General features: G+C 62.9%; 29 protein-coding genes and 1 tRNA gene. 20 read left to right on the plus strand and 10 right to left on the minus strand.

Annotation, left to right across the window (positions count from 1 at the left end):
• The first annotated feature begins 61 nt into the window (after positions 1-61).
• Positions 62-1,396 (plus strand): dihydroorotase, encoded by a 1,335-nt coding sequence (locus V1289_RS34665; RefSeq protein WP_334402849.1) that lies wholly within the window; start codon positions 62-64, stop codon positions 1,394-1,396.
• 129 nt (positions 1,397-1,525) lie between these two features.
• Here the strand turns inward: V1289_RS34665 and V1289_RS34670 are convergent, their stop codons facing one another.
• The 5 genes from V1289_RS34670 to V1289_RS34690 all read right to left on the minus strand — a co-directional run bounded on the left by V1289_RS34670 (position 1,526) and on the right by V1289_RS34690 (position 4,243).
• Entirely contained in the window at positions 1,526-1,792 is a 267-nt protein-coding gene (locus V1289_RS34670) for a hypothetical protein (RefSeq protein ID WP_309183109.1), read from the minus strand.
• Between the two features lie 140 nt (positions 1,793-1,932).
• The gene (locus V1289_RS34675) at positions 1,933-2,586 is read right to left on the minus strand and encodes an HAD family hydrolase (protein ID WP_334402853.1); all 654 of its coding nucleotides are present in this window, start codon (positions 2,584-2,586) and stop codon (positions 1,933-1,935) included.
• 163 nt (positions 2,587-2,749) lie between these two features.
• A complete protein-coding gene (locus V1289_RS34680; RefSeq protein ID WP_334402854.1) occupies positions 2,750-3,139 on the minus strand; it encodes a TIGR02301 family protein in 390 nt (129 codons plus the stop codon).
• 75 nt (positions 3,140-3,214) lie between these two features.
• Positions 3,215-3,634, minus strand: a complete 420-nt coding sequence (locus tag V1289_RS34685; RefSeq protein ID WP_334402856.1) for an NUDIX hydrolase — start codon at positions 3,632-3,634, stop codon at positions 3,215-3,217.
• Positions 3,635-3,727: 93 nt separating this feature from the next.
• Positions 3,728-4,243 (minus strand): hypothetical protein, encoded by a 516-nt coding sequence (locus V1289_RS34690; protein ID WP_334402858.1) that lies wholly within the window; start codon positions 4,241-4,243, stop codon positions 3,728-3,730.
• Positions 4,244-4,305: 62 nt separating this feature from the next.
• On the opposite strand from V1289_RS34690, the gene V1289_RS34695 reads away from it, so the two are divergent.
• Positions 4,306-5,073, plus strand: a complete 768-nt coding sequence (locus tag V1289_RS34695; RefSeq protein ID WP_334402860.1) for an SOS response-associated peptidase — start codon at positions 4,306-4,308, stop codon at positions 5,071-5,073.
• 16 nt (positions 5,074-5,089) lie between these two features.
• Here the strand turns inward: V1289_RS34695 and V1289_RS34700 are convergent, their stop codons facing one another.
• The 4 genes from V1289_RS34700 to V1289_RS34715 are packed head-to-tail and all read right to left on the minus strand — an operon-like array spanning position 5,090 to position 8,578.
• Positions 5,090-5,671 (minus strand): NUDIX domain-containing protein, encoded by a 582-nt coding sequence (locus V1289_RS34700; protein ID WP_334402863.1) that lies wholly within the window; start codon positions 5,669-5,671, stop codon positions 5,090-5,092.
• 23 nt (positions 5,672-5,694) lie between these two features.
• The gene (locus tag V1289_RS34705; protein ID WP_334402866.1) at positions 5,695-6,150 is read right to left on the minus strand and encodes a GNAT family acetyltransferase; all 456 of its coding nucleotides are present in this window, start codon (positions 6,148-6,150) and stop codon (positions 5,695-5,697) included.
• A complete protein-coding gene (locus V1289_RS34710) occupies positions 6,147-7,574 on the minus strand; it encodes an FAD-binding oxidoreductase (protein ID WP_334402868.1) in 1,428 nt (475 codons plus the stop codon). Before V1289_RS34710 ends, V1289_RS34705 begins: the two co-directional genes overlap by 4 nt.
• An 11-nt stretch (positions 7,575-7,585) precedes the next feature.
• Entirely contained in the window at positions 7,586-8,578 is a 993-nt protein-coding gene (locus tag V1289_RS34715) for an L-threonylcarbamoyladenylate synthase (RefSeq protein ID WP_334402870.1), read from the minus strand.
• Between the two features lie 69 nt (positions 8,579-8,647).
• Between V1289_RS34715 and V1289_RS34720 the strand changes: the two genes are divergently transcribed.
• From V1289_RS34720 to V1289_RS34785, 14 genes are all read left to right on the plus strand, one after another.
• Positions 8,648-8,724: transfer RNA gene (locus V1289_RS34720), tRNA-Pro, on the plus strand.
• 938 nt (positions 8,725-9,662) lie between these two features.
• Positions 9,663-12,530 (plus strand): ATP-binding protein, encoded by a 2,868-nt coding sequence (locus tag V1289_RS34725; protein WP_334402872.1) that lies wholly within the window; start codon positions 9,663-9,665, stop codon positions 12,528-12,530.
• Between the two features lie 290 nt (positions 12,531-12,820).
• Entirely contained in the window at positions 12,821-13,105 is a 285-nt protein-coding gene (locus V1289_RS34730) for a hypothetical protein (protein ID WP_334402874.1), read from the plus strand.
• Between the two features lie 378 nt (positions 13,106-13,483).
• Entirely contained in the window at positions 13,484-14,680 is a 1,197-nt protein-coding gene (locus tag V1289_RS34735) for an SDR family oxidoreductase (protein ID WP_334402877.1), read from the plus strand.
• Between the two features lie 233 nt (positions 14,681-14,913).
• Positions 14,914-15,489 (plus strand): carboxymuconolactone decarboxylase family protein, encoded by a 576-nt coding sequence (locus V1289_RS34740; protein ID WP_334402880.1) that lies wholly within the window; start codon positions 14,914-14,916, stop codon positions 15,487-15,489.
• 121 nt (positions 15,490-15,610) lie between these two features.
• Positions 15,611-16,168, plus strand: coding sequence for a YkgB family protein (locus tag V1289_RS34745; RefSeq protein ID WP_309183123.1), 558 nt, complete (start codon positions 15,611-15,613; stop codon positions 16,166-16,168).
• A gap of 82 nt (positions 16,169-16,250) precedes the next feature.
• Entirely contained in the window at positions 16,251-16,826 is a 576-nt protein-coding gene (locus V1289_RS34750; RefSeq protein WP_334402884.1) for a carboxymuconolactone decarboxylase family protein, read from the plus strand.
• An 81-nt stretch (positions 16,827-16,907) separates the two neighbouring features.
• Positions 16,908-17,612, plus strand: coding sequence for a glutathione binding-like protein (locus V1289_RS34755; RefSeq protein WP_334402885.1), 705 nt, complete (start codon positions 16,908-16,910; stop codon positions 17,610-17,612).
• 146 nt (positions 17,613-17,758) lie between these two features.
• The gene (locus tag V1289_RS34760; protein ID WP_143205855.1) at positions 17,759-18,229 is read left to right on the plus strand and encodes a 2,4'-dihydroxyacetophenone dioxygenase family protein; all 471 of its coding nucleotides are present in this window, start codon (positions 17,759-17,761) and stop codon (positions 18,227-18,229) included.
• Positions 18,226-19,050: an alpha/beta fold hydrolase gene (locus tag V1289_RS34765; protein ID WP_334402886.1), complete on the plus strand. Its 825-nt coding sequence runs from the start codon at positions 18,226-18,228 to the stop codon at positions 19,048-19,050. Before V1289_RS34760 ends, V1289_RS34765 begins: the two co-directional genes overlap by 4 nt.
• Positions 19,051-19,062: 12 nt before the next feature.
• Positions 19,063-19,998 carry a D-2-hydroxyacid dehydrogenase family protein gene (locus V1289_RS34770; RefSeq protein ID WP_334402887.1) on the plus strand — a complete coding sequence of 312 codons (936 nt, stop codon included), beginning with the start codon at positions 19,063-19,065 and terminating at the stop codon, positions 19,996-19,998.
• Between the two features lie 192 nt (positions 19,999-20,190).
• Positions 20,191-21,057: a hypothetical protein gene (locus tag V1289_RS34775; protein WP_334402889.1), complete on the plus strand. Its 867-nt coding sequence runs from the start codon at positions 20,191-20,193 to the stop codon at positions 21,055-21,057.
• Positions 21,054-21,992, plus strand: a complete 939-nt coding sequence (locus tag V1289_RS34780) for an alpha/beta fold hydrolase (protein WP_334402892.1) — start codon at positions 21,054-21,056, stop codon at positions 21,990-21,992. Before V1289_RS34775 ends, V1289_RS34780 begins: the two co-directional genes overlap by 4 nt.
• On the plus strand, positions 21,989-22,393 hold the full coding sequence (locus V1289_RS34785; RefSeq protein ID WP_334402894.1) for a hypothetical protein: 405 nt from the start codon (positions 21,989-21,991) through the stop codon (positions 22,391-22,393). The genes V1289_RS34780 and V1289_RS34785 overlap by 4 nt, the downstream gene beginning before the upstream one ends.
• A 21-nt stretch (positions 22,394-22,414) precedes the next feature.
• Here the strand turns inward: V1289_RS34785 and V1289_RS34790 are convergent, their stop codons facing one another.
• Positions 22,415-22,648, minus strand: coding sequence for a hypothetical protein (locus V1289_RS34790; protein ID WP_309183131.1), 234 nt, complete (start codon positions 22,646-22,648; stop codon positions 22,415-22,417).
• 125 nt (positions 22,649-22,773) lie between these two features.
• On the opposite strand from V1289_RS34790, the gene V1289_RS34795 reads away from it, so the two are divergent.
• The 4 genes from V1289_RS34795 (at position 22,774) to V1289_RS34810 (ending at position 26,129) form a co-directional block, all read left to right on the plus strand.
• A complete protein-coding gene (locus tag V1289_RS34795) occupies positions 22,774-23,655 on the plus strand; it encodes a LysR family transcriptional regulator (RefSeq protein WP_334402897.1) in 882 nt (293 codons plus the stop codon).
• 164 nt (positions 23,656-23,819) lie between these two features.
• Entirely contained in the window at positions 23,820-24,092 is a 273-nt protein-coding gene (locus V1289_RS34800; RefSeq protein WP_334402900.1) for a hypothetical protein, read from the plus strand.
• 133 nt (positions 24,093-24,225) lie between these two features.
• Positions 24,226-24,900, plus strand: coding sequence for a peroxiredoxin-like family protein (locus tag V1289_RS34805; RefSeq protein WP_309183133.1), 675 nt, complete (start codon positions 24,226-24,228; stop codon positions 24,898-24,900).
• A gap of 119 nt (positions 24,901-25,019) precedes the next feature.
• Positions 25,020-26,129, plus strand: coding sequence for an alkene reductase (locus tag V1289_RS34810; protein WP_334402902.1), 1,110 nt, complete (start codon positions 25,020-25,022; stop codon positions 26,127-26,129).
• The last annotated feature ends 3 nt before the right edge of the window (positions 26,130-26,132 follow it).

Genomic DNA, 26,132 nt, shown 5'->3' on the forward strand with positions numbered 1-26,132 from the left:
AGGCGCTAAGGTGCCGTCAACAAGGCCCGCGCGACCACTCAAAAGCGGGCGTCGAGGACCGATGAATCAGCGATTTGATACCATTCTAAAATCCGGCACCGTGGTCAATCAGGACGGTGAGGGCATCCGCGACATTGGCGTCACCAATGGCCGGATTGCCGCGATCGGCGGTTTGGGGCAGGCCTCGGCGGGCGAGGTGATCGACTGCAAGGGGCTGCATATCCTGCCCGGCGTGATGGACACGCAGGTGCATTTCCGCGAGCCGGGCCAGACCCACAAGGAAGACCTCGAAACGGGGTCGCTTAGCGCTGTCATGGGTGGGGTTACCGCGGTGTTCGAAATGCCGAACACCGATCCGCTCACCATCACGGAAGCGACATTCACCGACAAGGTGAAGCGCGGCCGTCACCGCATGCATTGCGATTTTGCGTTCTTCATCGGAGGCACCCGCGAGAACGTGCAGGATTTGCCGGAACTGGAGCGCGCGCCGGGCTGCGCCGGCGTAAAAGTGTTCATCGGCTCCTCCACCGGCGCACTGTTGGTCGAGGACGACGAAAGCCTGCGGCGGATCTTTCAGGTGATCCGGCGCCGCGCCGCGTTCCACGCCGAGGACGAATACCGGCTCAATGACCGGAAGCCGCTCCGCGTCGAGGGCGATCCGCGCTCGCATCCGGTCTGGCGCGACGAAACCGCGGCGCTGATGGCGACCCAGCGGCTGGTGAAACTTGCGCATGAAACCGGAAGGCGCATTCACGTGCTGCACATCTCGACCAAGCAGGAGATCGAGTTCTTGCGCGATCACAAGGACGTCGCGTCCTGCGAGGCGACGCCGCATCACCTGACGCTGGTTGCGCCCGAATGCTACGAGCGGCTGGGCACCCGCGCGCAGATGAATCCGCCGGTGCGCTCGGCCGATCATCGCGACGGCATCTGGTACGGCATCGAGCAGGGCATCATCGACGTGCTCGGCTCCGACCACGCCCCGCATACGCTGGAGGAAAAGGCGAAGACCTATCCGGCCTCGCCGTCGGGCATGACCGGCGTGCAGACGCTGGTGCCGCTGATGCTCGATCACGTCAATGCCGGGCGGTTGTCGCTGGCACGCTTCGTCGATCTCACCAGCGCAGGTCCGGCGCGGCTGTATGACATCGCCCGCAAAGGCCGGATCGCGGCGGGCTATGACGCCGACTTCACGGTCGTCGATCTCAAGCGCAGCGAGACCATCACCAACAAATGGGTGGCCTCGCGCGCCGGCTGGACGCCCTATGACGGCGTGCGCGTGACCGGTTGGCCGGTCGGCACGTTCGTGCGCGGCAGACGGGTGATGTGGCAGGGCGAGGTGGCGACGCCGTCGACGGGCGAGCCGGTGCGGTTTCTGGAGACGCTGAAGGCGTAATTCACAACTGTCATTGCCCGCGAAAGCGGGCGATCCAGTATTCCAGCGACGTCAGCGAGTAATTCAGAGGCCGCGGCGTACTGGATTGCCCGCATTCGCGGGCAATGACGACCAGAGGCGGAGCAAGTCCTACTGCTTCGCCAGCGCCAGCGAAAACTCGCCGTTGCGCACGCGCGCCGGAAGGCCCTCGACGAATTTCGCGACCGCGTCTTCGCCGTAGGTGGAGACCAGCTCGGCCAGGGCCGTGAACAGGCTGGCCTGCGCCAGGCAATCGCCGTCGACGCCATCGTGCCGCGCTTCCGCCCAGGCCTCGTTGAGATAGCCGAGCGCAGCCTGCTTCTGTTCGTGATCCGGCAGCGGGTCGCGGTGAATCGAAAAGGACGCTGGATGGCTCATGAAACTCAACGAAATTTGCACGCGATCCAGGGCGGAGCGCATCTGATGGCCGAGGTGTAGCATGCGCCGCAGGGCCGCCTAGACTACATCTTTAGGAAAGGTTAACGCGGCTGTCCGTATTTGAAACAGGGTGCCGCCGGTCAGCCGGAGCGCCCCGTAATATGGTCGAGCACGGCGCGTGGGCTGGCGCAGACATGGCGGGCGCCGGCCTCGATCAGCTCTTCGCGGCTACCGTAGCCGTAGAGCACGCCGAGTGCGTCCATGCCGTTGTTTTTCGCGCCGATGATGTCGTGGCTGCGGTCGCCGATCATCAGCGCCCGCGACGCCTCCACGGCTGCCTTGTCGAGGGCGTAGGCCAGGAGATCGCTCTTGTGGACTCGCGTGCCGTCCAGTTCGGCGCCAAACACCTGCTCGAAATAGCTGCCGAGGCCGAAATGCTCGATGATGCGCTCGGCAAAGACCCTGGCCTTGCTGGTGGCGACGAACAGCCGGCACCGGCCATGCGACTGCTTCAGCGCGCCGAGGATGTGTTCGATATCGGGATAGACGGCGTTCTCGTACAGGCCGACATCGCCGAAGCGTTCGCGATAGAGCGACACGGCCAGATCGGCCCGGCTGTCGCCGCCCAGTAACGTGACGAAGCTATCGCGCAGCGGCGGGCCGATGCACCAGGTCAGTTCGTCCTGCGACGGCACCGGCAGATCGAGTTTTTGCAGCGCATACTGGATCGACCTGGTGATGCCGGGTTTCGGATCCGTCAGCGTGCCGTCGAGATCGAAGAAGATCGCGTCCATGGTGGATCAAATACCGGTGTTACGGCCCATCCTTCGAGACGGCCACTTCGTGGCCTCCTCAGGATGAGGTTGAATTTGCCGCAATATAACCGCCCTCATGCAGAGGAGCGAGCGAAGCGAGCGTCTCGAAGCATGGGCAACAGGCGACCACTCATCGTCAATCCTAATTCGCGTAACGCGCGGTCAGGTCGCGCGAGATCTTGGAGCCTTCTTCGATATAGCGGCGGATCGCCACCGTGGCCGCCGGGGTGCAGGTGCGGTAAGTCTGCTGAAACCCGTTATAGCCGCGGTTGAAGCCCGCGATCATGCGTGCGCGGCGGTCGCCGGAGGGGGTTTCGGCATCGATCAGCGCCTGCATTTCGTTGCGCCATTTCGGGCCTTCATTGGTGCCGCAGATGCCCCGCAGATAATGCAGCGTGCCGAGGATCTCGGCCAGCCGCTGCAGGTCGCCGTCGAACGGCGCTGCCGCATCCTGGGCCCGCGCGGGGCCGAGATGGCATGCCGAGACGATGATGAGAATGGCCAGTAAATAGGCCGAAAATTTCTTGGACATGAGGGGTTCCGAACCCGCGTGGTATGCCTCCTCAATGGGCTGGAAGCAAGGCGCGCGAGACGGGGCAATCGGGCCCTAAATCAGCCGCCGGGCGGCGGCAATGACCTCCTGGAGGCCGCCGGTGACCTGGAGATCGCCGATTGCATCGGGCTCGACCCATTTGAAGTCGTCATGTTCGTCGTTCAGGACCGGCTCCTTGGCCCTCCAGCGGGCCGCGAACGACATGATCAGATAGTGCCCGCCGCCGCCGGTTCCCGGCAGTACTTCGCGCCAGCCGGCAAGGTCGACAATCTCGATTTTCAGCCCGGTTTCCTCATCGACCTCGCGGTGCAGGGCGGTATGCAGCGATTCGCCGAATTCGACCCGTCCGCCGGGGAACGAATAGAAGCCTTTGCCCGGCGAACGGGCGCGGCGCACCAGCAGCACCTTGCCATCGCGAAAGATCGCGCCGCTGACGGCGAGCTGGGGACGGGACGGTTGCAGGGGGGCGACCAAGGTACGATCCGGAAAAGGTGGAACCGGTTTTTCGGACCCGATCATGCCTCATCGACACGCGCAGGTCTAATTCGCCGCCATCGCCGTCAGCGATCAGTTATTCGCCATGATGGTTTCGACGTCGGCATCGGTGCCGCCATTGATGATGCCGCCGGCCAGCGTCACCAGCGGCTTGACCCAGATCGTGGCCTGCTCGGCCAGCGTCGCGCGGGTCTTGTCCTGGCGGACTTCGCGCATCGCCTGGCCCACCGCGGTCAGGATCGAGGTCATGGTCGAGGTTATGTTGTCGAACTCGGCGCGAATCCTGGTGTCGGCCAATTCGTAGGCCTCGATCGCAAGGTCGCGGGCCTTGAAATTGGATAGCGTGAAATGCTCGGCATAGGACAGCGGGTACCAGGCGAGGAAGTCTTCCGAGCACTCCGGAATGTCCGGAACCATCTCCAGCAGCATGATGGCTTCGTTGAAATGATTCAGATAATCGGTGGCAAGCCCGGTGCGCGGGTTGATGTTGGCGGCGCGCAGCTTCGCGATCCAGGCCTCCGCGTCGGGGCCGGTCGGTCGCGGTGTCGAGCGATCGGGTCGCGCGGATGTGGGGGCTGTCGAACTCATCGATTCCAGTGTTAACACCTGACGTTAACAGCAACTAAACGGCTACTATCTTTGGTCAGATAATGTGCGGACGTTTCGTAATTACCTCGCCGCCGGCGGCACTTAGGCAGATTTTCGGCTATGCCGAGCAGCCCAATTTCCCGCCGCGGCACAATATTGCGCCGACCCAGCCGATCCCGGTCGTCATCCTCGAAAATGGCGGCCGGCATTTCCGGCTGATGCGCTGGGGCCTGGTGCCGGCTTGGGTCAAGGATCCCCGCAAATTCAGCCTGCTGATCAACGCGCGTTCGGAGACGGTGCAGGACAAGCCGGCGTTCAAGAACGCCATCAAGCGCCGGCGGGTCCTGGTTCCGGCCGACGGCTATTACGAATGGCAGGATAGCGCCGGCCGCAAACGGCCATTCTTCATCCACCGCCGCGACGGCCAGCCGGTCGGCTTTGCGGCGCTGGCGGAAACCTGGATGGGGCCGAACGGCGAGGAGATCGACAGCGTCGCCATCGTCACCGCGCCGGCCAGCCGCGATCTGGCGGTGCTGCATCACCGCGTGCCCGTGACCATTGCGCCCGGTGATTTCGAGCGCTGGCTCGATGGCCGGGCCAACGACGCCGAAGCCGTCATGGCGCTGTTGACCGGGCCGGCCGAAGGCGAATTCGGCAGGCATGAGGTCTCGACCCGGGTCAATCGCGTCGCCAATGACGACGCGCAATTGATCCTGCCGATCAGCGACGAGGAGAGGGTGGCGGAAGAACCAAAGCCGGCGAAGAAGACCGCGGCACGCAAGGCTGCGCCGGCGGCGTCCGAGGATGACGGGCAGGGATCGTTGTTTTGAGTCCACCCTGCGATGCTCACCTGAAAATATGCAGCGCCGCGTGTTGCAACAGCATGATGGTCTTGGCGTCGACGATGCGGCCGTCGGCGATCATGGCGAGCGCCTGGTCGATCGGCAATTCCAGCACCTCGATGTCCTCGCCTTCGTCCGCGAGGCCGCCGCCGCTGCCGACCCGCATCGAAGGATCATACTCGGCGACGAAGAAGTGCAGTTTCTCGGTCACCGAGCCCGGACTGGTGAAGGCCTCGAAGATCTTCTTGATATCGCCGAGCCGGTAGCCGGTTTCCTCCTCCGCCTCGGCGCGGATCCTCACCTCGGGCGCTTCGCCGTCCAGCACGCCGGCGGCGGCCTCGATCAGCAGATCGTCGTAGCCGTTGACATAGGCCGGGTAGCGGAACTGGCGCACCAGCACCACGGTGCGCTGAGCGAGGTTATAGGGCAGTACGGTGGCGCAGTTGCCGCGGTCATAGGTTTCGCGGTCTTGCGTCTGCCACTCGCCATTGCCGCGGTGGTATTCGAACGTGGTCTTCTTAAGCACATAATAATCGTCGGAGAGGATCTGCACGTTCTTGACGCGGACACGGTCGGAGATGGTCATGCCTGCCTGCTCAATCGCTGCAACTATGGCGTTGGCTCGCGGCCATCGAGCCATTTGGCGAAGGTCACGGTTTCCTGGTTGTAATAGCCGATCGACTGGTAGAACGCGTGGACCTTGGTATTTTCCTTGCGAACCATCAGTTGAAGTTTGGCGATGCCGCGGGCACGAAGCCACTCTTCGGCGGCGTTCATGATGGCACGGCCGAAGCCTGCATAGCGACAATCCGGATCGACGGTGACGTAATAGACCCAGCCGCGATGGCCGTCATGGCCGACCAGCACGGAGGCGACCAGCGCGCCGTCATGGCGGCCCAGCAGTACCGTCGAGTTGGTTCCCTGGCGCGCCAGCGCGATGTCGCTTGCCGGATCGTTCCATGGCCGCGTCGAACCGCAACGCTGCCACAGCGCAATCACCTCGGGGATTTCGGCATCTTCGATCGCCGTGATGCTCAGGGCTTGAGCGGCCGCAGAAATATTCACAGCACTTTTCCGGGGTTCATGATCCCGAGCGGATCGAGCATCGCCTTGATGCCGCGCATCAGTTCGATCGCGACCTTGTCCTTGACCTCGGGCAATTCGTCGCGCTTGAGCACGCCGATGCCGTGCTCGGCGGAGATCGACCCGCCCATCCGCAGCACGATCGCGAACACGACCTCGTTGACCTCGTGCCAGCGTGCCAGAAAGTCGGCGGCGTTGCCGCCGACCGGCTGGCTGACATTGTAGTGGATATTGCCGTCGCCGAGATGGCCGAACGGCACCGGCCGCGAACCCGGGATCAGCTTCACCACGGCCGCATTGGCCTCTTCGATGAAATCGGGCACGGCTGCGACCGGCACGGAGATGTCGTGCTTGATCGAGCCGCCTTCCGGCTTCTGCGCGGCCGACATCTCGTCGCGCAGTTTCCAGAACGCCGCGCGCTGGGTCAAATTCGCCGCGATCACGGCATCGTCGACAATGCCGTCTTCCATGCCTTTCGCCAGGATCGATTCCAGCGCATCGCGGGCATCGTCGCGCGAGGACGACAATTCCATCAGCACATACCAGGGGTGCTTGCCGGTCAGCGGATCGCGGATGTCGATGCCGTGACGGATCGAGAAATCCACCGCGATGTCGGCCAGCAATTCGAAACTGGTGAGGCTGCCGGCGGCCTCGTTCTGCGCGATCGACAGCAGCTTGAGCGCCTGCGCCGGCGATTTCAGGCCGACATAGGCGGTCTCGATCGCGCGCGGCTTTGGAAACAGTTTTAGCGTTGCCGCGGTGATGATGCCGAGCGTGCCTTCGGCGCCGATGAAGAGATTGCGCAGATCGTAGCCGGTGTTGTCCTTTTTCAGCTTCGACAGCCCATTGAGAATGCGCCCGTCGGCCAGCACCACTTCGAGCCCGAGCGCCATCTCGCGCGCCACGCCATAGGCCAGTGCCGCCGTGCCGCCGGCATTGGTGGAGAGATTGCCGCCGATGGTGCAGCTTCCCTCGGCGCCGAGCGAGAGCGGAAACAGCCGGTCGACCGCACTGGCGCGCTGTTGGGCAACCTGCAGCACCACCCCGGCCTCGCAGGTCATGGTGTTGGAGGCGGCGTCGACCTCGCGGATTTTATCCAGCCGCCGCATCGAGATCACGACCTCGCCATTATGCGGGGTCTGTCCGCCGACGAGCCCGGTGTTGCCGCCCTGCGGCACCAGCGAGATCCGGTGTTCTGACGCCAGCTTGCAGATCGCGGAGACTTCCGCGGTCGAGCCCGGCCGCAATACCAGCGGCGAACGGCCGTGGAACAGATCGCGTTCCTCGGTGACGTAAGGCGCGATGTCGGCCGCATCCGTGACTGCATATTTGTCGCCGACGATGGCGCGGAAGTTCGCGATCAGTTCGGGTGCAAGCGGCGGCACGGCGGCTTGAACGATATTCATTCGCTTCTCTTTCATTCCCGCCCCACGGCTGCGCGGCGCAGCCGGTCGTTGATGGCCTCGCCCAATCCATCGTCCGGAATGGGCATCACCGCGATCGTGCGTGCGCCCCGGGTGTCGAGGGCGCGAAGATAGCCGAACAGATTGGCCGCGGCCTCGGCAAGATCGCCGCGGGCGGACAGATTCATCACGGCGGACGCGGCGTCAATTCCCGAAACCGGATGGGAGCCAAACGCCAGCAGCGCCTCGCCGGGCTCGATTCGGTCAGCGCCGAGCCGCACCCTGGTGCGCGGCGCGTAATGCGACGCCAGCATGCCTGGCGCCAAGGGTTGCCCGCTGTCGCTGTCGGCATCCACCGGCGGTTGAACCAGCGCGCGGCCGAGCACGCGTTCGATCTCTGCGCGCGGCAGGCCGCCGGGGCGCAGCAGCATCGGGGCCTCGAAACATCCGACAATGGTTGATTCGACGCCGACCGCGACCGCGCCGCCATCGACGATCAGGTCGATCCGGCCGTCGAGGTCGCTTTGCACATGGGCGGCCGTGGTCGGCGAGACGTGGCCCGACAGGTTCGCGGACGGCGCCACCACCGGGCGGCCGAACAGCCGCAGGATTTCCCGGGCCACCGGATGCGCCGGTATCCGGATCGCGACGGTGTCGAGGCCGGCGGTGGCGAGATCGGCCACCGCGCAATCGGCTGTTTTGGGCAAAACCAGCGTCAACGGGCCGGGCCAGAACGCTTCCGCAAGCGCCAGCGCTTTGGCGTCAAAACGCCCGATTTGCCGCGCGGCGCCGAGGTCGCCGACATGGGCGATCAGGGGATTGAAGGCCGGCCGGCCCTTGGCCTGGTACAAACGGGCGATTGCGGCCGCATTGGTGGCGTCGGCGCCGAGGCCGTAGACGGTCTCGGTCGGGAACGCGACCAGGGCGCCATCGGCAAGCGCGCGCGTCGCGGCGGCGGTCGCGGCCGCACCGGCAGGCAAAATCAGCGTTTTCAGGCCCACATTCACTGGGATTAACTTCCTTAATTCGGCGGCTTGCGGTCGCCGACACCCACGGCTATAAGCCGCGTTCTTAGTCGGAGTGTGGCTCAGCCCGGTAGAGCACTGCGTTCGGGACGCAGGGGTCGCAGGTTCAAATCCTGCCACTCCGACCATTAAATCAATGGCTTGGGCCACGCTCTCGCGGCCCGTTATTGACCAAAAATCTCGATTTTGCACGCAAAATGCACGCAGCATTTTCACGGCACATGCGAGGCTCTTCATCACGCGTCCGATGGTGCACCCGTCAGGGGCATGTTGAGCATTTCGTTCATCGCGACTTCTTCCAGCCGGGCTTGACGACGCCTGGCTTCTCCAGATCCCACTTTTTGGTGTGTTGTTGATCTCACGAACATTTCGACCGCCGCTAACCTTGTGAGGACGGCGCGTACAGCAGGATCAAGCCCGTTAAGATCTGGATGCGAGAAAGACGATGCGCAGTCGAAACGGAGTGAGTGGCGAATTCGCTCCGAATGCGACGAATAAGTAGCAAGGCTTCTTGGAATGAAATGTGCGCCGAGAAGCGTGATCTCACCCGGCAGTCTGGAAATTTGTGATCCCGATTTTTGCCCGGCCGCAACTCTTGCAAAGAGCCGTTATCGAAAGTCAGCTTGTGAAAAATGAGGCCCCCTAATCGTGGACCGCATGTCTTCCGGGCACCAGCGTCTCCTGACCGCTGAAGAGCGGCGCAGATGGCTGTCGCTGGGTGTGAGCAACTAGGTGCCGTGCGGGGCACGGCACGACCCCGGCAGACCTATCCTCGCAATAACACCTATTCCTGCACGGAATACCCTGCCGGCTCCCGCGCCGAGCGCAAACTTGTCGACTGCACGTCATCGTCCTATGCTGTACTCCGTTGTTCCCAATGCGATCTCGGTTCGTGGTCCGGGTGCTGCCGCGGATGAGTGGGAGCCGTTGACAGCCTGCTCGCCCGGATTAAGCATCGCGCGGGAGAATGCGCGCGGGTTCGGTGCGAAGAAGCATCGGCTTCCCTAATCAAAGTTCCGCTTCGCAGAGAATCCGCTATGTCTCTCCAAGAGCGCGGAACACTTGAATGAATGGTCGTCGTGATTTCCAGGCCAAGGACGCCCTTTCCTTTGGCCCGTTCAGTCTGTTGGTGGCCGGCAGGCTGCTCAAAAGGGCTGATGAGCCGATACCGCTAGGCGGACGCGCGCTCGATGTTCTGATCACGCTGGCGGAGCGGGCTGGCGAGGTCGTCAGTTACAGGGAACTGATCTCGATTGCGTGGCCAAATGTAACGGTGGATGAGGCCAATCTCCGCGTTCAGATTGCCACCCTGCGGAAAGCCCTGGGTGACGGAGAGGGCGGCGCCCGTTACATATCGAACGTTGCCGGTCGCGGTTATTGTTTTGTCGCGCCCGTCACACGCTCGGCAGGGCCGTCGATTCCGGCCGAAGGAAACGCTGACGGCGAGCGACCAAGGAAGCTACCGCCGCGATTGGCACGGATGGTCGGTCGAGATGAAGCCGTTCGAGCGGTATCGGAGCAGCTCACCATCGGGCGCTTCGTGAGCATCGTCGGCCCAGGCGGCATAGGCAAGACGACCGTCGCCATTTCCGTTGCGCACGCATTACTGAACGGTTTCAGCGGCGCGGTGTCCTTTGTCGATCTGAGCGCGTTGACCAATCCCCAACTCGTCCCAACGGCGGTCGCCTCGGCGCTCGGGTTTATGGTCCAGACCCAAGACCCGTTCGGCAGTCTTGTGGCGTTTCTCGGCGACAAGAAGATCCTCCTCATTCTCGACAATTGCGAGCACGTGATCGACTCGGCAGCGGTGTTGGCCGAACGGGTTGTCAGCGAAGCACCACAAGCGCATATCCTCGCGACCAGCCGCGAAGCGCTCCGGGTCGAAGGTGAGCGCGTCCATCTATTGTATTCACTTGATTGTCCGCCCGAGCATCGCAAGCTAACTGCTGCGGAAGCACTGAGGTATCCGGCTGCTCAGCTGTTCGTGGAGCGGGCGGCAGCCGGCGGCTACTGTGCTGCGTTGAGTGATATCGATGCGCCGATCGTCGCCACGATCTGCCGCCGGCTTGATGGAATCGCACTAGCCATCGAGCTCGCCGCGAGTCGAGCCGGGTCTCTTGGGATTCGTGGAGTCGCGGAGCTGCTCGACAATCGCTTCAGCTTGCTCTGGCACGGACGCCGAACCGCGCTGCCTCGGCACCAGACCCTGAACGCGATGCTCGATTGGAGTTACAATCTGCTTTCGGAGAAGGAAAGGGTTGTTCTTAGCAGGCTCTCGGTCTTCGTAGGGGATTTCACGCTTGAGGCCGCCTGCTTTCTCGCGTCCGAGACGGAGACAGACGAGGCAACTGCTATAGAGACCCTCGAAAGCTTGCTTGCGAAATCGCTGATAACATCTGTCCCGGTACACGGACCCACATATTATCGGTTGCTCGACACGACGCGCGCCTATGCCGGAGCAAAGCTCGCCGAGCGGGGCGAGGCGAATCGCGTCGCCCGGCGGCACGTGAGCTTTTTTTCCAAATTTCTCCAACACGATGAGATCGTTCAATCGAGGTTCGGCGAGCAGGACCTTTCGGGATACACCTCGCACATTGGCAATGTGCGGGCGGCGCTCGAATGGGCATTCTCTGCCAATGGCGACGTCGCCGTTGGCGTGGAACTCGCTACCTCGGCGGCGCCCCTGTTCATCGGATTGTCACTGCTTGAGGAGTGCGACCGGTGGTGCGAACGGGCGCTCGCCTGCCTCGATGACGCAGCCCGTGGCACCAGACAGGAGATGATCCTTCAGGAGGCCCTCGCGTTATCATCGATGTATATAAGCGGAAACGCCGACCAGGTTCGCGCCGCGATCGAGCGCGGACTTGCGCTTGAGGAGGCGTTCGGCGACCGGCGTCACCAACTGCAGCTTCTCTACGGTTTGTATCGGCTTCTCATGCGGCTCGGCGATTTCCGTGCCGCGCTCGCGGCGGCGCAGCAGAGCGCAACGCCCGTGGAGGGCGCCCAAGATCCGGCGGGCCTGGTAGTCGCGGATTTCATGCTGGGCACTTGCTACCATTTTATGGGAGACCAGGCCGCGGCCCAATTCTACGGTGAGCGAGGCATGGCTCGCGCAGCCGAGCCTGGCACGGTCATCCCGAACTTCTTCGGGTTTGATCATCGCATCTACGCTCCCATCAGTCTCGCCCGCACTCTGTGGCTGCGCGGCTTTTCCGACCAGGCGTGCGGTATCGCAAGGAACGCCGTCGACGGGGCGGCGAGCCGGGATAACCCGCTTTCGATATGCGTAGCGCTGGCTTACGGTTCGCCGGTCTTTCTTTGGAGCGGCGACTTCCGGACTGCCGGCGACTACGTCGAACGACTCATCGAATATGCGAGACGTCACTCGATCGAGCCGTACCGCGCCGCCGGCCTCGGACTGAAGGGAGCCCTTGCCATTGCCCGCGACGAAGTGGGGCCCGGCGTCGACTTGCTACGGAGTGCGCTGGAGACCCTGTCCGCTAAAAAGCTGAATATCCTGCTTACGCTCTTTGCGGGAACGCTGGCCGAAGGTCTGCGCATGACCGGGCAAGTGGAGGAGGCCCTCCTCACGGTCAATGGCGCAATCGCGCGCGCGACAGATTGCGGATCGACGTACGACATGCCCGAACTTCTGCGGATCAAGGCGCAGATTCTTGCAGCCATGCCGCGGCATGGCCGGGCGTCGGCCATGGGTTGCCTGGCCGAAGCGATCGAAGTCGCGCGCGTCCAATCTGCGCTCGCCCTGGAGCTGAGGTCGACGATGACCTTGGCGCGGTTGCTCGCCGAAGGCGGACAGCGGGATCAGGCACGTCATGAGCTTGCTCTCGTCCACGACCGCTTCACGGAAGGGTTTCAGACTGAAGACCTCAAGCAGGCGCGCGCGCTCCTGGAAGATTTGCAGTCACGATCGTAAGTCGCACCAAGGCGTGCCGATGATGCCCTTGCGGGATGTGCCAGAAGCGGTTTGCGGCTGCCACGGAGTCGGTGCGCCCGAACAGCCGCTCTTGCTGATTTTACAATTTTTTACATGATACAAGGAGCCAAGGTTCACTAACTGGGGCATGTTGTCGAAATGCCGTCAATTCGCCATGGCCGTTGATCCGCATGCCAAGCCCCTGTTCTTCGACCAATGCTTCAACTGGGCTTCCGCCCCTGATTGCAGCCTTTGTCGAGGCCACGAACAGCTCCGACCTGGAGCGGTTGATGGTCACATTTGCCGACGACGCGCTTGTCAACGATCAGCTGCGGGACTACTGGGGCAAAGCGGCGATCAGGGACTGGGCAGAACGGGACATCATCGGCGAAAAACTGACGATCGCGGTTACGAAAATCGTGAGGCACTACGGCAACTTTATTGTGACGGCCGATGTTGATGGAAATTTCGACAAACGCGGTTTGCCAGACCCGCTCGTCCTGGCGTTTTATTTCACGCCTCATAACGATGTCATCATCGAATTGATCATCTTGCGCAATCGCCGCGATATCTGACGCCTCGGGGCCTGCAACTCGTCTCGGCTCCCCCATCTATAGACTGGCTCTCGTGCGCCCGTCAGACTTAACAACTTCTTATAACGTTTAATTCGCCTTCGAGGGAGAACCGCGCGACGCTTGCGCCTCCGATCGGGTTCTTCGGGCTTACTCATTTTGCGGGAGAACGCACATCGTCGCGCGCGGGACGAAGAGGGAGCGAACGAGGGCTAGCACCGCGCAAGGAGAGAAGAGGCAGCGCGATTAAGAGGAATGCATCATGCAGCAATCCCGGCACGATCACTCTCGTCCACCAACTTATCGGCTCGGATCGGACATCAGAATCATCGCCCTTCTGAAAAGGAAGCTCACCTCAGCAAACAACGAGGTCTTGGAGTCATGAACGCGACCAATCAAAGCAAGATCGTTCCAAACAAGGTGCTGGTCACGGGTGCAAGTGGCCTGCTGGGGGTCGCCGCGATCGAGAAGTTTCTCTCCGCCGGCTGGGAGGTGGTCGGCGTCTCACGCCGCAAGCCCGAGCTGCCGAGCGGCCGGGATGTTGAGTTTCTGTCGGTCGATCTGCAGGACGAGGAGACGGCCCGCGCCGCGTTCGAGCCGCTGACTGACATCACGCACATCGCCTACACGGCCCTGCACGAGAAGCCCGAGCTGGTCGCTGGCTGGTCGAGCAAGGAACAGATCGAGACCAACAATGCCATGCTGCGCAACGTCGTGGAACCCATCGTGCGCACCGCGTCCAATTTCCAGCATATCAGCATCCTGCAGGGAACGAAGGTCTACGGCGTGCACCTGCACCCGATCCCTATCCCGGCCCGCGAACGCGATGCCCGTACGGACCACCCGAACTTCTTTTTCGACCAGGAAGCCTATGTGCGTGAGAGGGGCGCCCAGCACGGCTTCAACTACACGGCACTGCGTCCGCAGCTCGTCACAGGTCCCACCCCAGGCGCTTTGAACGTTCTCCCTGCCATCGGTGTCTACGCAGCGATCCGTCGCGAGAAGGGCGAACCGTTCGGATTTCCTGGCGGTCCGTCGTTCGTCTGGGAAGCCGCCGATGCAGACCTCGTGGCCGACGTGATGGTCTGGTCTGCGCACTCGCCCAAGGCGGCGAACGAGGCGTTCAACATCACCAACGGCGACGTGTTCGAATGGCGCAATGTGTGGCCGGCCCTGGCCGAAACCCTCGGTGTCGAAACCGGGCCTGACATGCCAATGAGCGTGGCAGCATACCTCGCTGAAAACGCGGATGTCTGGGACCAGATCGTCGCGAAGTACGATCTTCGCTCGCGGAGCTTACGGGAGCTGGTTGGCCAGGGGGACCAGCACGCGGACTTCGCGTTCGCCTACGGCGCCCCGGAAGGACCTCGGGCCTTCGTGAGTACCATCAAGCTGCGTCAGGCTGGGTTCACAAAGACGATTGACACCGAGGACGCCTTCCGGAACGCGCTGCAGTTTCTGATCGGCAACAGGCTTCTGCCGCCTGCCGTGACTCGTGCTGGACAGAGAGGGAGCGAAGGACGGCGAGCACCGCGCGAGGAAAGGAAAGGGAGCGCGATCAAGAGGACTGTTTCATGAGCGGTCCTCGCACCTCGCATGATCACTCTCGTCAATCAACCTCTCGGCCCGGATCAGACGGCAGGATCATCGCTTCCCGGAAAGGGATCTCTTCGAAATCGTCGGGCCGATCTGTCGCCAAGAGCTCCATTCCTGATCGGAATGGATGATATCGCTCCGTCGCGCCTGCCGCCGCGGCGGGGAATGGATGATGGTGCGGCCATGGTTTTGGTGCTCAAGAGAGGAGAAGAGAAATGATCAACGGATTCACGCTTCACGAGACTGCCACCGCGCCGGCTGCCTCGGCCGAGATCCTGAACGGCGTACAAAAGGCCTGGGGCTTCGTGCCCAACCTGCACCGCATCCTCGCCGAGAGCCCGGCGGCGCTCGAGGCCTACAGCACGCTCTGGGGCATTGCCGAGAAGACGGGTTTCACGCCGCAGGAGCGCAACATCGTCTATCTCGCCATCATCTACGAGAACGAGTGCACCTATTGCATGGCGGGTCACACCAACCTCTCGCGCATGGCGAAGGTCGACAATGCCGTGATCGCTGCCGTCCGTGAAGGCCGCGCCATTTCTGACGCGAAGCTCGAGGCGCTGCGCCAGTTCGCCGCAAAAGTCACCCGCCAGCGCGGCGTGGTGAGCCAGGCCGATGTCGCAGCCTTCAAGGCTGCGGGCTACGATAACCGTGCTGTGCTCGACGTGCTCGTCCTCGCCGCGACCAAGCTGATCTCAAATTATACCAACCACCTCGCCGAGACGCCGAACGATTCGTTCATGAAAGGCGCCGAATGGACGCCGCCTGGCAAGCTCAAGCCGGCCGCCTGACCGGCATCAAAAGGCCGCCCTCGCTTCGCGGCGCGGGCGGCGTGGTCCGACAATGAAATCGACTTCCCCGCGGTCGCGTGAAGCGACGGCATGTCGACGCTCGACACAAGGAGTTACGATAATGAACGCGATTCTCAACACAGCAGTCAGCCCGTTCGTCCTGATCCTGCGCCGGTCCGGCGTGCTCACCGAGGATCTCGACTACCATCTGGTCCGCGCATCGATGGTGATCATGTTCTTCTTCTTCGGTTACCAGAAGTGGTGGCCGTATGAGGCGGAGCGGCTCGTGCCCTTCATCAGCAATGGTCCGCTGATCTGGTGGCTGTACCCCGTGTTCGGCCATCAAGGTGCAAGCTGGTTTCTCGGAGTCTCCGAATGGACGTTCGGCGCCCTGCTGCTTGCAGGGTTCTGGGACAAGCGGCTCGGAATTCTCGGTGCCGCCGGCTCGACCGCGACCTTCATCGCGACCGTCACGATCATCCCCTTCATGCCTGACGGTTGGGATCCCGCGGCTGGATTTCCGGCGATGACCGGCAACGTCCCGTTCCTGATGAAGGACGTCGTGCTGCTCGCCGTCTCGTTCTATCTCCTGAAGCAGGACGTGGTACGCGTTGCCCAGCAGGACGCTGTCGCACGGCGCTCGAAAACCGGGGGTCTCGTTCATTCCGGACAGGAATGAATGATATTGCCCCAAAGCGACTGCCCCGGCGCCGGCGGATACCCAAGTTTGTCACCGCCACATCATTCGAAGGAGACGAGAGATGATCAACGGTTTCACGCTTCACGACACGGCCAGCGCGCCGGCGGCCTCGATCGGGATTCTGGACGGCGTTCAGAAATCCTGGGGGCTCGTTCCGAACCTGCACCGCGTGCTGGCCGAGAGTCCCGCCGCGCTCGAGGCCTATGCCACCCTGTGGGGAATCGCCGAGAAGACAGGGCTTACGCCGCAGGAACGCAACATTGTCTACATCGCGATCATCTACGAGAACGAGTGCACTTACTGCATGGCCGGCCACACGAATCTGTCTCGCGTGGCCAAGGTCGAGCCGGAGGCGATCTCCGCCGTCCGCGAAGGGCGTCCGATCGCCGACCCCAAGCCCGAGGCCTTGCGCCAGTTTGCAGCCAAAGTGACGCGTAATCGCGGTGTCGTCAGCGAGGCCGACGTATCCGCCTTCAAGGCGGCGGGCTTCGGCAATGGCGCCATCCTCGACGTACTCGTCCTCGCCGCGACCAAGCTGATCTCGAACTACACCAACCACCTCGCGCAGACGCCCCTTGATCCGTTCATGAAGGGCGCCGAGTGGAACGCGCCCGGCAAACTGAAGCCCGCCGCCTGACCGCGACCGAGGCCGCTCCTTGCCTCCGGCAGGGGCGGGGTCCGCGGCGTTGCACTTGGCGGACAAGCAGAGGAGACCGAAATGATCGACCTTTACTACTGGCCTACGCCCAACGGCCACAAGATCACGATGTTCCTGGAGGAAGCGGGACTGGACTACACGATCCATCCGGTCGATATCAGCGCCGGCGATCAGTTCAAGCCCGACTTCCTCGCCATCTCGCCGAACAATCGTATGCCGGCGATCATCGATACCGCGCCGGCCGACGGCGGCGAGCCGATCAGCGTGTTCGAGTCGGGCGCCATCCTGTTGTACCTCGCCGAGAAGACCGGCCGCTTCCTGGCGAAGAACGTCCGCAGCCGCAAGACCGTGAAGGAATGGTTGTTTTGGCAGGTGGGCGGGCTGGGACCGATGGCCGGACAGAACCACCATTTCGGCGTCTACGCGCCGAGCAAAATTCCTTACGCGATCGACCGCTACGTGAAGGAGACGAACCGTCTGTACGGCGTCCTCGACCGTCATCTCGAAAACCGCACGTTCGTCGCCGGCGACGACTACAGTATCGCCGACATGGCTGCTTATCCCTGGATTGTTCCCTGGAAGCGCCAGCAGCAAAATCTGGACGACTTCCCGAACCTGCGGCGCTGGTACGACACGGTACGCGCGCGCCCCGGGACGCAGCGGGCCTACGCGAAAGGCGAGCCGTACTCGAGCCGCCCCACGGTCACCGAGGAAGGCAAGAAGATCCTGTTCGGTCAGACCGCCAGCATAGTGCCGGCAGCATGACGGGAGAGGCGTGAAATATCCCGACGTCCCATGGCCTCATGGAGGAGAAAATGACGACCAAGTCTCCATCGCAGCAACAGCAGGCGCCCGAGCGCCGTTCCATCGATCAGAGCAAGATCGCCTACCAGAAACCTCAGCCCGCAGGCATGGTGTCCGATGTATTCGTCGGCTCCGCGCTGGAGCTTGACGGGGACGAGCGCGAATGGGTCCCGCAGTCGGACACGGTCGCGTTCAGGCCGCTCGTCCTCAACGTGAGCCAGGGCTACTACATCAATATCCTGCGGGTTCGGTCCTCTGGCGTGCTGTCGCGCCACCGCCATTCCGGACCGGTACATGCCCTCACGCTGCGCGGAAGATGGCGCTACCTCGAGCACGACTGGATCGCGACCCCGGGCGACTACGCATTCGAACCGCCCGGCGAGACGCACACGCTGGTGGTTCCGGATGACGTCAAGGAAATGGCCACGCTCTTTCACGTGACCGGCGGGTACACCTATGTCGATCCCTACGGCGAGGCGCTGGGATACGAAGACGTTTTCACCAAGCTGGAGCACGCGACCAGGCACTATGAAGCCATCGGTCTCGGCAAGGAACATGTGAAGAGGATCGTCCGATGACGAGACGCGAGACCGTCGATGTAGGTGGCGTTCCGATCAGCTATCTGACCGCCGGCAAGGGGGGGTCCTTGGTGCTCCTGCTTCATGGCACCTATTGGAGTCGGGTCTGGCAGCCTGTGCTCGATGGCATCGCCGCCGCGGGCCTTCGCCCGGTTGCGGTCGATTTCCCCGGTTTCGGTCGCTCCGGAGGTGAGCTCACCCTGAGCGAGGCTTCGGTCCCGCGTCTCTCCGCCTGGCTGGTGCGTTTCCTCGAAGCGCTCGGGCATAAGGGACCGGTCATGGTCGCCGGCCACGACATCGGCGGAGGCGTGGCGCAGCACCTTATGCTCGCAGGAACAGTGCAGGTGCCGCGTGCGGCGGTAGTGAACGGCATCATGTACGACTCATGGCCGGTGCCCGGCGTCGCCCGCTTCCGGGATCCGGTTGTGGCCGCCGCGACGACGCGGGACGACGTGCTCGCCGCGCGCCGCGTGTCCGTCCTGAAAGCGCTCGGCCGCTCGGCAAGCGAAGCCGAGATCACCGAATATCTGGAACCCTGGACAGACCCGAGGGTTGCCCGCTCATGGCTGGCGCTCGCGGGCGCCGCCGACCACCGCTACACCATGGAGATGCTGCCGGCGCTGCTCCAATCCAGGATGCCGAAGCTCCTGGTCTGGGGCGAGGACGACGAATTCCAGACTATCGACTATGCCGAACGCTACGCACGCGAGATTCCGGAAACCAGGCTTGTGCGGATCAAATCGGCCGGCCACATTCCGATGGAAAACGATCCCAAAGCGGTAGCGGAAGCTCTGGCCGGGTTCTTTGCTGCCGAACGCTGACGGAGAATACCCATGCGGGTTGCGGTCCTCGACGACTACCAGAACGTGGCGCTGCAACTGGCCGACTGGTCGGCAGTGCGGCGGCACGCCGAAATCACCGTGTTCAACGACCACCTGGATGATCCTGGTGCGGTCGTAGACCGGCTGCGCCCGTTCGACGCCGTCTGCGTGATGCGCGAGCGAACGCCGCTGACGAAGGAGATTCTCGAGCAGCTGCCGCGGCTGAAGCTGATCGCATCGACGGGCCCTCGCAACGCCTCGATCGACACGCAGGCCGCGGCAGAGCGCGGGATCCTGGTGACCCCGACCGGCTACGACTCCACCCCGACCATCGAGTTCGCCTGGTCGCTGATCCTGGCGAGCATGCGAGGCATCGACCGGGAGGCCGCCTCGCTGAGGGCCGGCGGATGGCAGACGGGCCTCGGCTCGAACCTGCGAGGCAAAGGCCTTGGGGTCGTCGGGTTGGGCAATATCGGAAAAGAGGTCGCGCGCATCGGTCTCGCCTTCGGCATGAAGGTGATCGCCTGGAGCCAGAACCTGACCCAGGAGAAGGCCAGTGCCGCCGGCGCCACTCTCGTCGACAAGGAGACACTATTCCGCGAGGCGGATGTCATCACGGTCCATCTCGTCCTGAGCGGCCGCACCAGAGGCCTGATCGGGGCACCCGAACTCGCCCTGATGAAGCCCACGGCGCGGCTGATCAATTCGTCGCGCGGTCCGATTGTTGATCAAGCGGCGTTGATCAAGGCGCTGCAGGCCCGCACGATCGCGGGTGCGGCCGTCGACGTGTTCGATATAGAGCCCTTGCCCGCCGATCACCCGTTCCGAACGCTGGACAACTTGCTGGCAACGCCGCACATCGGCTACGTGACGGAAGAGCTCTATCGCACCTTCTACGGCGACGCTGCCGCCGGCATCGCCGCGTGGCTCGAGGCCAACGCCGCGTGAACTGGCCGGGAATCTCTCGTGAAGATTGACCGCTGCCGTTGATGCGATCCAGAGCCGAGATGACAGCTTTTCCATTCCGGCCTGGAATAGGTCTTATCCCGGCAAGAGAGCTACCTCGATTGCAGGAACGAACGATGTTGCGCGTAGACAATCGTTGCGGGTGGCGCTGAAGCGCCGCGGGTGAGAAGATCCATGACGCTCCTCGTCACAAGTGCAACCGGCGCGAACGGCGCCGGCTACGGAAAAGTTCTCGCCTTCGCCGACGACGGCAAGCCGATTGGCGTCTTCGGCGACGATCCGCGCATCGCCGATCCTCGTGGGCTTGGGATCGAGCCCGTCGACAGGTTGCTGTTCGTCAACAGCGGCTCAAATCGGATTCTCGCGCTCGATCGCAACGGAGTGGTCGTCCGCGCAAGCAGAGCCGTGGAGGGACTGAACCCGGGCGGCGGCAATTTTGGGCCGGACGGGCGCTATTACGTCGGCCTGCGCGGCGAGCGCACCATCATGGCGTTTGCACGCCAACTCGACGGCGAAGGCGAATATGTCCTGCCGCCGCAGGTCGTGCCGTTTCCGCGCGGCTTCGCGTTTGCTCCCGATGGCACGCTCTTCGTTGCCTCCGGTATCGGGCCGGGCGGTGAAGGCGACAACACCATTCTGGCGTTCGATTCCGATCGCAGGATGCTGCCATCATGGAAGGTGAGAGACCCCGAGCTCAGTCCGCTTGACCTTACGATCGCGCCAGGCGGCAATATCGTCGTGAGCAGCGAGCATCCGTTCGGTGCCGCGGATGCGGTTGCGACCATTCGCGAATATGACCGTACTGACGGACATCTCGTCCGTGTGCTCGTGCCACGCAATGACGTGGGATTCCAGAAACCGCGGGGGTTGCGGTTTGGGCCTCAAGACCGGCTCTACTGCGTGACCCAGGACGAAGTGGTGGCCTTCGATTTTGCGACCGGGAAGTGCCTCGGTGCCGTCGTCAAGCTACCCGGCCTCAACGGCCAGGCCGTGATTTTCTTTCCACAAGGTGTGAATCGGCAGCAAGGAGAAACGCAGTGAAGCCGGACCGAGCAGGGTCGCGCGTGCCGACCGGATATTTCGTGCATAAGGAATGGCCGTACGAACCGAGATTCAAGCGTGTCAACGGCTGGCGCATGCATTACATCGATGAGGGAGCCGGCGACCCCGTCGTTCTCCTGCACGGCAATCCCGCCTGGGGATTCCTGTACCGGAAATTCGTAAAGCCGCTGACGGCTGCAGGCCGGCGCGTGATCGTTCCTGACATGATCGGCTTTGGTCTGTCCGAGAAACCCGTCCGCGAACAGGCGCACAGTCTCGACGGCCACATCGCAAATCTCACGAGCTTGCTGCGGCAGCTCGACGTTCGCAACGCGACCATGGTTTGTCACGATTGGGGCGGTCCGACCGGTCTCGGCTTCGCACTCTCCAATTCTGACCGCGTCCGCGCGCTCGTGATCATGAGTACCTGGGCCTGGCCGCTTCCTCCGGCCGAATTCCACAAACGGATATTTCCCTGGCGCATGATGCACGCGCCGCTTGTAGGCCCTTATCTTCTTGGCAAGCACAATGCGTTGGCCGGTCGCGGAATGTACCTGTCGGTGGTCGACAGGAAGAAATTTCAAGACGAGGCCCAGAGCGCTTATGAGAGCGTGTTGCCCGATCCGGGATCGCGCCTCCTCACCTGGACCTGGCCGCGCTGGATTCCGCTCGATGAGACCGCACGAGGTTTCAAACGTTTCGAATGGCTCGAGCGTGAACTCAAAAGATCGAAATTTCCGACAATGCTGGTCTGGGGAAGGGAAGACGAAGTGTTTGATTACGAGACGTTCGCGACGCGCTTCAAGGAGCTATTGCCGCACGCGGAGGGTCCCGAATTGGTCACCGGCCGGCATTTCCTTCAGGAGGATTCGGGGGCTGAGATCGCAAAGAAGATCAACGACTTCCTCGACCGGATTCACGGGAGGCAGCCATGACAGACGTTGAAGTCATCGAACAGCCCAGCCTCGACGGAAAAAGAAGAGCGCTCGTGCTTGCGGAGGATCGCGTCGGCCACTACCCGGAATTTCGGGAATTCTTCGTTCGACGCTTCTCGCTCGATACGGACGCCCTGTCGAAGCCCGGCTATGTCCGTGCGCCCTCGGGAATGATCTATTCGCTCGTATTCGTTGGTCGGAGCGGAGAGCCCTTTCCCGACGGAATCGAGGTCTATGCGCTCATTGATGCGCTGGAGCCCCTGACCGAAGCAGACGTCGATACCGATCTCTGGGCGATCCTGACGTGGATGATCCATGGCATCGGCGGCGAATGGGAGGTCGAGGACCTCGACGCGACCGGCCGCTTGTATCAGCTCCCGTTTCTGTCCCGACACGGCTGAGTGATCTGAGGCGCTGGGCGCTTATCCCTTGCCGTGGAAGAGGCAGCGCAGGAAAATCTCCAGATGCGGCGCGACGAGCAGCATCAGGGTTGCGAAAGCGCTGCCGGTCACGGCGTAGGCATAGAGAGCGTCGGCAAGAGTTAGGTTGAGCGTCCGGACCGCCCCGGCGGCAAGGGTTTTCGTGCTCCGCCTGACGAGGAACGCGGATGACTCGGCCTCAAGGCGGTCCGCGTAAGATTGTCTGTAGAGGGTCATCGGTCGTCTCCGTCCTGCCCAAGCACCCGCTGGGGTCGCGAGAAGCCATGGCCAATTTTTCGCAGCCATGGCAGACAGGGCAGGGCAATAGGGCTCATTCCCAGGAAGCATAAGGGAGGATCAAGATGGACCGTCTGGCGTCGATGGAGACCTTCATCAGGGTGGTCGAAACGGGATCCTTCTCGGGCGCGGCGCGGCAGCTTCGCGTGGGCCAGCCGGCAGTCTCGAAGACGGTCGCCCAGCTCGAAAGCTATCTCGGGGTCAAGCTGCTCACGCGCTCGACGCGCGGACTGACCCCGACCGAAGCGGGGCTTGGCTATTTCGAACGAGCCAAGCGCGCGATCGAGGAGGCTGATGAGGCGGAGCTCGCCGCGCGCGGCGCCGGCACCGGGCTGAAGGGACGATTGCGCGTCTGCGCCGCCGTCACCTTTGCCCGCATTCACCTCATTCCCCTGCTGCCGCACTTCCTTGCGCAACATCCGGAGCTCGACCTGGAGGTCGTGCTCGATGACCGCCAGATCGACCTCGTGCAGGAGGGCATCGATGTGGCGCTGCGGATGGGAAAGCTGCTGGATTCGGCGCTGACAGTCCGTCGCGTCGGTCGATGCAAGCGACTGGTATTGGGTACGCCCGGCTACTTCGAGCGCGCTGGCACCCCCGCAACGCCGGCCGATCTCAGCAAGCATCAGGCTGTTGTTTATCTGCAGGGCGAAGGCAGCGTCTGGTCGTTCCGGCGCGACAGCTCCGAAGCTGCGGTCAAGGTCCAAAGCAGGTTGAAGGTGACCGCGGCCGAAGGCGTCAGAGCCGCGGTGCTCGCCCATGTCGGGCTGACCATCGCGTCGGAATGGATGTTCACCCCCGAACTACGCTCGGGTGCCGTGTGCGCGGTGCTATCGGAGTGGAGCCTTCCGCCACTCGATTTGTGGGCGGTGTTTCCGACCGGGCGCGCCGCGACAGCGAAGGCGCGGGCTTTCGTCGATTTCTTCGAACGCAGCTTTAACCCCTGACCGACACGGCGGGTCAAATCGGGACGAGTGCCCATCTCGCCAATCGATGAGACGAACGAGCATCTCTTCGATCCTGCCCGGCATTCAGCGTTTTGGAGCGCTGAGTAAGGTGACCCCAGAAGCGGTGTTGCTCATCCCGAGCCCGCGAAAAGGAGTGTCACATCATGTCCAGCTCAACCGGGAATCGTTTGACGAGCGTTGCCGCAGCAGTCGTTGCCGGCGTTGCCCTGTTCGGCCTGCATTCGCCTGCTTCAGCGTCCGATCAGAACAGTCCGGCCGTTCTGACCTCGCACTCACCCTGGCTCGCGCCGATCGGTCATCGGCAGCCTGCAAGAGCCGACGTCCCCCAGAACGAGGTTCTGTCGGCGTGGGAGCGAGAGCAACAGGTTTTCGATGCAGAACTCGATCGTAAGCTGATCATCTGTCGTGGTTGCTGAACCTGACGCGCCACTATTCCCCAGTGGAATAGAGCCTAGTCCAACGGCCCCGCTACCCGCAGCGGCGGTCTCCTTTAGGTTCTTCGCGTGACCTCGATCCACAAGCCCACGCGAAACCTAACGGAGAACGACCATGTCACTGCAAGCCAAACTCGATGCTTTCAAGGCCGATTTCGAAGCCGGCAAGCCGCCCTACAGCGTCCCTCGTTCCGTGATCGAGACCATGCATCGCGCCACCGCCGAGCTGATTGCCTCCGGCGTTGCGCAGCGCGCCAGGAAAGCTGGCGACGTGGCCCCATCGTTCTCGCTGAAGGATCCCGAAGGCAATATCGTCAGCTCGGGCGAACTCTTGAAGAAAGGCCCGCTCGTCGTCAGCTTCTATCGCGGCGTGTGGTGCCCCTACTGTAACATGGAGTTGCAGGCCCTGGAGGCCGCCAAGCCCGCGTTCGACAAGTATGGCGCCTCGCTGCTTGCGATCTCGCCGCAGACCGCGCCGAACAGCCGCAAGTCGGTGCGTCAGAACAAGCTCACCTTCCCGATCCTGTCGGATGCGAAGGGCAAGGTCGGCGCCGCCTTCGGCCTCCGCTTCGAGCTGCCCGACTATCTGATCGAGCTCTACAAGAACCTCAAGAACGATCTGCCGACGTTCAACGACGATCCGAACTGGACCCTGCCGATGCCGGCCCGCTACGTGATCGGCCAGGACGGCACGATCCTCTACTCCGAGGTGAACCCGGACTACACGCACCGGCCCGAGCCGGAAGACATGATCCCGGTGTTGCAGCGAGCTGCCGCGGTGAAGGTCTGATCGCGGCAAAAAACAGGAAGCGCGATTGAGATCCCATCGCGCTTCTCAAGAGGCGGCTGATGGGGCGCTACGCCCAGCGACCATCGGCCGCCGTCATCAAACCTGAAGGAGATAACACCATGAGCACGCTGTTCTCGCCAATCAAGATTGGCTCCTATCAACTCTCCCACCGTGTCGTGATGGCGCCGCTGACGCGGATGCGGTCCGATCCGGGCGACATTCCGAGCGACCTGATGGTCGAATATTACTCCCAGCGCGCATCGAAGGGCGGCCTGATCATTTCCGAGGCAACGCCGGTCTCGATCCGTGGCTACGGCTATGCCGGCGCGCCCGGCATCTATTCGGACCGTCAGATCGAAGGATGGCGCCGCGTCACCGATGCGGTTCATGCCAGGGGCGGCCGGATCTTCCTGCAGCTGTGGCATGTCGGCCGTCAGTCGCACACCGATCTGCAGCCGAATGGCGAGCCGCCGGTCGCGCCGTCCGCGATCGCGGCAGAAGGCTATGCCTATACCAGGCAGGGCGAAGTCCCGTTCTCGATGCCGCGTGCGCTCGCGCTTGAAGATATCCCTGGCATCATCGAGGAGTTCCGCACCGGTGCCGAGCGCGCACTGCGGGCTGGCTTCGACGGCGTGGAGATCCATGGCGCGAACGGCTATCTGCCCGATCAGTTCCTGCAGGACGGCACCAACAAGCGCACCGATGAATATGGCGGCCCAATCGAAAACCGCGCGCGATTCTTGCTTGAGGTGACGCAGGCTGCGATTTCGGTCTGGGGTGCCGATCGCGTCGGCGTCCGCATCGCGCCCAGCGGCACCTATGGATCGATGTCGGACAGCAATCCCGCAGCTACCTTTGGCTACGTCGTGACCGAGCTCGATCGGCTCGGCATCGCCTACCTCCACGTGGTTGAGCCGCGCATCAAGGGCATCGAGGACATCGCCAAAGGTCAGGCTCCGATCGCAGCCCAGCATCTGCGGCGAAAATTCCGCCGCACCCTGATCGCAGCCGGCGGTTTTACCGGTGAGAGTGCCGCGGCCATCGTCGCGGCAGGCGACGCGGATCTCGTCGCGTTCGGTCGACACTTTATCGCCAATCCTGACCTGCCCGAACGGATCCGGCGCAATTTGCCTTTGAACCGCTACGACCGCTCGACGTTCTACGGCGGCGACGGGCGAGGCTACATCGACTATCCGGCGCACGCCGACATGGCGCCGGCGGCGGTCTAATTC

This window comes from Bradyrhizobium sp. AZCC 2289 (assembly GCF_036924615.1).
Lineage (GTDB): Bacteria > Pseudomonadota > Alphaproteobacteria > Rhizobiales > Xanthobacteraceae > Bradyrhizobium.